Annotated in this window: 1 protein-coding gene; it reads right to left on the bottom strand. The window is 39.7% G+C overall.

The window, feature by feature from the left end; translation table 11 throughout:
• Positions 1-257: hypothetical protein (locus AABA86_RS34495; RefSeq protein ID WP_445083508.1), on the bottom strand; the 257-nt coding region annotated here is incomplete at its 3' end.
• Between the last annotated feature and the right edge of the window lie 33 nt (positions 258-290).

Here is a 290-nt window from a genome sequence, read left to right as displayed (position 1 = left end):
CTATTCTCAACATTCTCCAGTTTCATAATTCTAAACGATCCACCAAGATTCGAAAGTCCTCCTAGTTCTTTGATCTTGACTTCTTCATCCTTACCCACAATGAAGTAAGGTAAATGCTGCAACTGCTTTAATTTGCCCATTCCTTTCGGCATCTCCTCTATATTACGAGTTCCATCAATACCAAGATAGTGCAAGTTCACAAGATTTTGCATCCCACTAGGTAGCGTAGTCAGGTTAGCACAATATTCCAGCTTCAACGTTCGCAGATTAGTCAAATTACACAATGACTC

Origin of the sequence: Bradyrhizobium sp. TM233, from assembly GCF_036247965.1 — a bacterium.
GTDB lineage: Bacteria > Pseudomonadota > Alphaproteobacteria > Rhizobiales > Xanthobacteraceae > Bradyrhizobium > Bradyrhizobium ottawaense.
Note: the sequence above shows the minus strand (reverse complement) of the source record. Positions and strands in the feature narration are given on the sequence as shown.